This window comes from Lawsonibacter hominis, from assembly GCF_014287895.1.
GTDB classification, from domain to species: Bacteria; Bacillota; Clostridia; order Oscillospirales; family Oscillospiraceae; genus Lawsonibacter_A; species Lawsonibacter_A hominis.
In genome coordinates, this window is record NZ_JACOPP010000055.1 from 1 (window position 1) to 7126 (window position 7126).

Sequence of the window (7126 nt, forward strand, 5' to 3'; positions counted from 1 at the left end):
CCGACAGGAAGCAACTTCCAGCCGAAAGACACATCTCCAGCGAAAAGTATGACTCTCCTTGCACTCCGAATTTTATAAGGAGAATGGTACGTCAGAACGAAAAAAGTTGGCTTTTCCGGCTCAAAGGTTCCAATGGTAGACATTTGGTAGACATGCGGAATCGACAATCTTCGCCGCCGCTTGGGGGACAAGGCTTTGAGCGTTTTTTTGGTAGACATTTGGTAGACATGCTCTGAAAAGCACAAAAAACGACGGCGCAGGCATTTTGCCTGCGCCGTCGCTCATCGTGTCGAAAAAGTGGCTTTGCCACTTTTTCGAAAGAGCTGCGGCCTGTTGCGCGCACTCGCTGTCCGCTGCAGGCGGACAGTTCGCACACTTACAGACCGAGAAGTGTTTTCTCCGACGCACATGTCGCCGGAGAAAACGGATTGGACTGAATTCGCGCCTGTGAGCGCGAACTCTGCGAGGCCTTTTCGACAAGCAGCGACGGCGCAGGCAAAATGCCTGCGCCGTCGCTGCTGTGTATGCTTACTTGATGACGATGATACGGACCTTGCCGCCTGTCTCCGGCGTCTTATCATAATAGACGCTCAGATCATCGGAGAATGCCAGAGCCTGCTGCAGGTTTTCCGGATGGCCGCCGTCCTTGGCGGTGTACCAGGTCTTGGTAGCCTCATTATAGATCTGTACCTGGTCGGAGATGGGGAGGATCATGCTGTTGGTGGTGAGAGTCATGGCCTCGGCGTCGAATTGAGCGCGGCGCAGGCCGGTGACGGACTGCAGTGCGGCAAAGCCCGCCAGCATCTGATGGTCGTCCACCTGATCCATGGAGCCTGCGATGCCGCCCATATAGCCGCTCTTGGCGCCGGCCACGCTTCCGACCACATAGGAGAGCTCACCGCTGCCGTTGGTGACCCGGATGGTGCCGTTGCGGTAAGTACTGGTGGTGACATAGTCATTCTGCTCCGTGCTCCAGGTCTTTTCGTCATACATACCGGCAGGCTGGTAGTAGATCAGACCGTACTCGTAGCGGTCGCCGGTCACATCGTTCAGCACTACCTTGTCTACGCGGCCGGCCCAGTCGTAGCCCACGTAGGTGATCTGAGCGGCGGGGATCCTGGTCAGGGCAATGTCGCTGCGCTCGATCTCAGCCAGCTTGCCGTTGCCGACCTGTTCGAAGAAGCGGATGCCTGCGGAGAGGTCCTTGGTCCCCAGCGTGTTTTTCGTCAGATCCAGCGGGGCGGCGGCCGCCTTGCCCTGGACCTTGGTCAGGCTCAGATAGCCCCGCTCGGCGGAGGAGACCGTCACCAGACTGCCGTTGAGCTTCTGGGCGGCCGGCTCGGTATACTGAGTCTTGCCGGTGATCTTGATCACACCGTCCAACAGCTCGATGGTCACATTGTCTTTGGAGGCAACGTCGGCCACACCCACCGCATTGGACTTTGCCACAGAAGTAGGCACCGCTCCGGCCACCTGGCCTGTGGAGGTCAACAGCAGGGTCAGCCGGTCGCCGACCTGGAACGTACTCAGATCCTGCACCGCACTGGGCAGCACGGTGAACGGAGTGCCCAGCACCGTGATGGTGGAAGGCGCCGCCGTGTTGGGATAGACGTCCTCGTAGATGCCCGTGAGCTTCAGGTCGGAAACGAACAGCGTGTTGGAGCCGCTGTCATAGGTGGCTACGTCATACTGCTGCAGATCAGACACTGCGGCAGGGACGCCGTTTTTATAAATCTGGTAATCGCCGGAGCCGGTCACCAGGGAGGCAAAGGGATTGGTGGCGCCGTTGGGCTTGTTCTTCGCCACCAGTACGTTGTCCTCGTTCACCGCGTCGCTGGAGGAGCGGAGGTAGAGGTAGTCCAGCTTGCCGGAGCCGTTGTAGCACAGGACCAGGTTGGCGCCGGTGCGCAGGCCGGTCCAGACCTTTTCATAGGTCGTGGGTTCGCTGCTGTCGCTCTGGTAAACCGCCGTGGTCAGCTTGACGGATACCGTCTCATCACCCAGAAGAGGGATGGAATTGGCCTGGGGGCTGCCCATTATGGTGGCGGTGCGGAAGGTGCTGTCCTCATCCGGCAGGATGGCCAGCAGTTTTTGGGAGCGATCCAGCAGCAGCTTGCCGCGGGTGCCGTTGAGGCTGCTGTCAAAGCCCTTGTGGTCGGTCTTGTAGGTGCCGGCGGAGGTCATCACGGAGCCGGTCGTGCCGTCCTCCGCCACCGCGTCCGTGGACAGGATGACCAGGCTGCCGGTCAGCTCGCCGCCCAGCTGCTTCAGATAGAGTTCCGTGCTGCCCTTGGGACTGGTAAAGAGCAGGTTATAAAACAGCAGGGCCGCCTGGCCGCGGGTAATGGTGGAGGAGCCGGAGAGGCTCAGACCGTCGGAAAGGCCGGAGGACCGCGCCACGGCCACATAGCCGTCGTACCAGTAGGCGCCGGAGGCCACATCGCCGCTGCCGTAGCCTAACACCCGCATGAGGATGGTGACCGCCTCGCCGTACGTGATGGCGCGGTCGGGACGGAAGGTGCCGTCTCCCACGCCCATGATAAGGCGGGTACCCGCCTTGTCTTCCCCGCCGCCCAGGGTGGTGGTGGAGGCCAGGTTTACATAGCCGCGGGCCCAGTGGGAGGGGCCCACATCCTGGAAAATGGTGCGGTTGCGCTGGGCGGGCTCCTCGCCGCCCAGGCCCATGATCTCAATGGTCATTTTGCAGAATTCGGCCCGGGTCAGCGTGCCCGCAGGCCGGAACGCGCCGCCGCCGGTACCGTTCACCACGCCCAGCAGGCGCAGTACCTCCGCGGCGTTGGCGGTCGCTTCATCGGTAATGTCGTAAAAGCTGCCGGCGCCTGCGGCGGAAGCGGGCAAGGCCGCCAAAAGACCGGCCAGGATGGCCGCCGTCAGCAGGCAGGCGATCAGTCGTTTCAGTTTTCTCATTCCACTCTCTCCTTTATTCCGCACGCAGGGCCACCACCGGCTGGAGGCCGGAGGCCTTAATGGCGGGGTACAGGCCGAAGATCACGCCCAGCGCAACCGAGATGAAGAACGCGCCAACGGTGACCCCCACGCTTGGCCATAATATCATATTGAACGATAGCTTGCCAACAATAAGCGTGCCGATATAGCCCGCCGCGATACCAAAAATACCGCCGATCCCGCAGATCATGCAGGCCTCGATCAAAAACTGGGCGATGATGCTGCGCCGCTCAGCCCCGATGGCCTTGCGGATGCCGATCTCGCGGGTGCGCTCGGTAACGGTGACCAGCATGATGTTCATGATGCCGATGCCGCCCACCGCCAGGGAGATGGCTGCGATGCCGCCCAGAAAGCGCTGCTGCAGCTTATCCTGCGCCTCCCCCTGCTCCTGCCACTGGTTGGGGGTCTGGACATAGTAGTAGCCGTTCTCCCCGATCAGGCCCTTCAAAAAGCCGTCCAGCAGGGTGATGGCCCGGGTGGTGGAGGCGGAATCCTTCGCCTTGGCCACAAAGGAACTCCAGGAGGTGCTGCTGTTGAGCAGGCGCGTCATGGTGTAGGGCACCAGGATATAGCGGTCCACGCCGCTGTAATTGTTGGGGTCCTTCTCTTCGAACACGCCCACCACCTCGAAGGGCGTGCCGTTGATGGTGATCGTCTTGCCGATGGGGTCGGCGTAGTTGAAGAGCATGCTGGCCATTTTGGAGCCCAGCACGCAGACCTGGCTGTACTTTTGGATATCCAGATAGGACAGGTCCCGGCCTTTGGCCACCGTAAGGTTATTGCACAGCGCAAACTGCTGGTTGCCCATCACGACCTGAGGGCTCTCCTCCCAGCTGGTTTGATAGTTGTCCAGGGTCTTGGCGCCGTATTTGACCACCGTCTGGTTGTACATCTGGATGTTGGGCGTAACGCCCAGAACGTATTCGTCCAGCTCCATGCAGTAATTGTAGAGCGCGTCGGAGATATTCTGGCTGTTCCAGGAGCTGGCCTCGATATTGATAACGTTGGTGCCCAGGCTCTCATAATAGGCCCGCATCTGCTGATTCTGCCCCTGGGCGTAGGACACCAGGATGATGACCGCAGCCAGGCCGATGATGACGCCCAGCATGGTCAGGGCCGAGCGGCCCTTCTTGGCCGCGATGGATTTGGCCGCGATCTTGAAGGCTTGATTCAGATTCACTGGAAGGCCCCCTCTCTGTCCCCGTCATAGAGGATCCGGCCGTCGGAGATGCGGATGATCCGCTCGGCGGTGGCGGCAATGCCGTTGTCATGGGTGATGAGAATGATGGTGGAGCCGTCCGCGTGGAGCCGGTGCAGGATTTCCAGTACGTGCTTGCCGGTCCGGGAATCCAGGGCGCCGGTCGGTTCGTCGGCCATGATGATCGGCGGGTGGGTGGCAATGGCGCGGGCGATGGCCACCCGCTGCTGCTGGCCGCCGGACATCTCGGTCGGCTTGTGGCGGGAGCGGTCCGCCAGGCCCACCTTCTCCAGCGCTTCCTCCGTCCGTTCCGAGCGCAGGGAGGGAGACATCCCCTGATAGATCAGGGGCAGCTCCACGTTTTCCCAGGCGTTGAGGGCGGGGATCAGGTTAAACCCCTGAAAGATGAAGCCGATCTGCTTGTTGCGCACGTGGGCCAGCTGCCGGTCGGTCAGCTCGGTCACATCCACCCCATCCAGATGATAGTCCCCGTAGGTGGGGATATCCAGGCAGCCGAGGATGTTCATCAGGGTGGATTTGCCGGAGCCGGACGCCCCGATGATGGCCACGAACTCGCCCCGGTCGATGCGCAGGGAGACCCCGTCCAGGGCCCGCACCTCGCTCTCTTCCCCCTCGTTATAGATCTTGAAGAGGTTTTTTACATCTATGAGCATCGCGTCAACCCCAACTGTCGGCCTGCTGGGTCTCATAGCCGATGAAGACTTCGTCGCCCTCGTTCAGGCCGCTGATGATCTCCACGCGGGTGGTGTCGGCAAGGCCCACCTCCACCGGTACGGCCCAGAAGCCCTCAGGACACTCCCAGGAGGGGTCCGGCTCGGCAATGCCGTTTTCCGGCATCTGCTCGGAACGGACAAAGACGATGGTGCCGGTGCCGTCGTCGCTGACGCCGGCGTAGCTGCCGGAGGAGCCGCCGCCCGCAGGCATGGGCACGGCCACCGCCATGAGCGGTTTGGCGGAAGCGCCGCCGGCGTAGGACTGGGGCGCGGCCTCGGCGTCGCCGCCCGCTTCCTCGTCCACAACGGCTCCGTCGTCTGCGATGGCTCCGTCGCCCATCCCATCCGTACCGCTTGTCATACCGTCGCCGTTTGTGCCGCCGAAGCCTTCGATCCCGGCAAAGCTGACGTACTTGACCGCCTGGACGGGCACGGTCAGGCAGTCGTCGGACTGGCTGGCGACGAAGGAATAGTTGACGTACATGCCGGTCATGAGGCTGCCGTCGGGATTGTCCACCTTGACCACGGCGGGGAAGGAGGCTACGCCGTTTTCGCCCTTGGCGGTCAGGGAGACGCTCTCCACGATCCCCATATAGGGGGTGCCGTACTGGTCGATATTGACCATCATACCCGTCTTGACGTAGCCGATATTCCGCTCATCGATGCTGATATCCACGGTCATGACGCTGGTGTCGGCGATGGTGATGCCCTGTCCGGAGCTGACCTCCATGCCCTCGCTCAGGCTGCAGGAGAGGACGGTGCCTGAAATGGGGGCCACTGCGTTGTAATTGCTCAGCTCCTTCAAGGCGGTATCCAGCTTCTCCTGCGCGGTCTTCAGGGCGTCCTGCTTGGCGGAGATCTCCTCCTGGTTGTCCTCGGCGCCCAGCCGGACCAGCAGCTGGCCCGCTTTCACGTCGGCATAGTTGAGCAGCCCGGCGTACTCCACGGGGCCCTTGACCTTGGCGGTGATCTTGGTGGTCTCGTAATACTTGAACTGTCCGTTCTCATAGGGGTAGATGGGGGTGCCGTCGGCAGCCGTAAGGACGGCCGAGGCGTCCATCCCCTCGGTAAGCGTGCCGGGATTGTCCAGGACAAGGACAACCTCAAAATAGATGCCGCCCTCGGGGGAGATGAAGCGCACCTTGTTGATCTGCTCCACCTTGCCGCTCAGCGTAGACATGACGGAAGGGATGGAGACCTGCACGGCCTGCCCCACGCTGATCTCGTTTTCGTATGTATAGTTATAGTAAAGGGACAGGCGCAGCTTGGTGTCGTTGACCAGCGTGGCAATGGGGTCCCCGGCGTTCACCGTGTTTCCGACCTTCAGGTCGGCCACCTCCATCAGCTTGCCGGAGTGCGGCGCGGAGATGGTCAGATCCTTGGCCGAATCATAGATGGCCTGCAGGTCCTTGGCGCACTTGTTCACCGTCTCCTGGGCGGCGGTCACCGCCTCCTGGGCGGCGGTGTCGTCCATCCGGTAAAGCTGCTCGCCCTCGGTCACCTGCTGGCCCTCCTGCACATACAGCTCCAGGATGGTGCCGCCTGCGGTGGGGCTGACGGTGGCCGAATCCTTGGCCCGGGTGGAGCCGCTGCCCTCCACCACGCTCTGAATGGAACCGCGGCTGACAAAATCGGTCATGGCGGTACCCTTGGAATCATCCTTTTTGAACACCAGGAAATAAAGGGCTGCGATCAATCCGATCACCACCGCGGCGATGAGGACGATGGCCAGAATGATCTTGCCCACGCTGTGTTTTTTCTTTTTGCGCTTGCCGCTGGGCGCTGCAGGCGGCGTCGCCGGCGCAGCGGCGGCGGCCGCGACCTGGTCCAGAACCGGGGTTTGCTGTTGCGTCATGTTTCCTTCCTCCTAATTCACGGTACTCTGCTTGCCATTGTACCACCCGGGCAGGGCGTATGGAATTACAATCCAGTGACAAGTTCTTAAGTTATCCTTAAATTTAGACGGCGCCGAAGGCGGAAAGTTTCCCGGGGCGCAAAAAAATTCCAGCGTCCGCGACCTATCCGCCCGCCCTGGATGTACGCAGACGTGCATCCGCCCGGCCATACATTATATATAAATGGAAGGCATGGCTTGTTTTACAGCTTTGTTACAAATGGCCCGAAGCGGTTGACGGGGGACGGAAGATGATTTATAGTCATCACAGAGGCAAGGGGAGTCATACTTGGCTGGTAAGTCATGCCAATTTCAAGATGTGACGGCCCGGGA

Annotated in this window: 4 protein-coding genes; all 4 read right to left on the reverse strand. The window is 61.1% G+C overall.

Features of this window, described 5'->3' with window-relative positions:
• Nucleotides 1-528: 528 nt before the first annotated feature.
• The 4 genes from H8S57_RS16455 to H8S57_RS16470 are packed head-to-tail and all read right to left on the reverse strand — an operon-like array spanning nt 529 to nt 6754.
• Nucleotides 529-2928, reverse strand: a complete 2400-nt coding sequence (locus H8S57_RS16455) for an S-layer homology domain-containing protein (RefSeq protein ID WP_186909049.1) — start codon at nt 2926-2928, stop codon at nt 529-531.
• A gap of 13 nt (nt 2929-2941) precedes the next feature.
• Complete coding sequence (locus H8S57_RS16460) at nt 2942-4147, reverse strand: ABC transporter permease (RefSeq protein WP_186909050.1); 1206 nt, start codon at nt 4145-4147, stop codon at nt 2942-2944.
• Entirely contained in the window at nt 4144-4839 is a 696-nt protein-coding gene (locus H8S57_RS16465; protein ID WP_186909051.1) for an ABC transporter ATP-binding protein, read from the reverse strand. The genes H8S57_RS16460 and H8S57_RS16465 overlap by 4 nt, the downstream gene beginning before the upstream one ends.
• A 4-nt stretch (nt 4840-4843) precedes the next feature.
• Nucleotides 4844-6754: an HlyD family efflux transporter periplasmic adaptor subunit gene (locus tag H8S57_RS16470; protein ID WP_186909052.1), complete on the reverse strand. Its 1911-nt coding sequence runs from the start codon at nt 6752-6754 to the stop codon at nt 4844-4846.
• Nucleotides 6755-7126 lie beyond the last annotated feature (372 nt).

Bases quoted from the DNA above. Each gene is read 5' to 3' on its own strand.
- H8S57_RS16455 (WP_186909049.1), bottom strand. From the start codon at position 2,928: ATGAGAAAACTGAAACGACTGATCGCCTGCCTGCTGACGGCGGCCATC.
- H8S57_RS16465 (WP_186909051.1), bottom strand. From the start codon at position 4,839: ATGCTCATAGATGTAAAAAACCTCTTCAAGATCTATAACGAGGGGGAA.
- H8S57_RS16470 (WP_186909052.1), bottom strand. From the start codon at position 6,754: ATGACGCAACAGCAAACCCCGGTTCTGGACCAGGTCGCGGCCGCCGCC.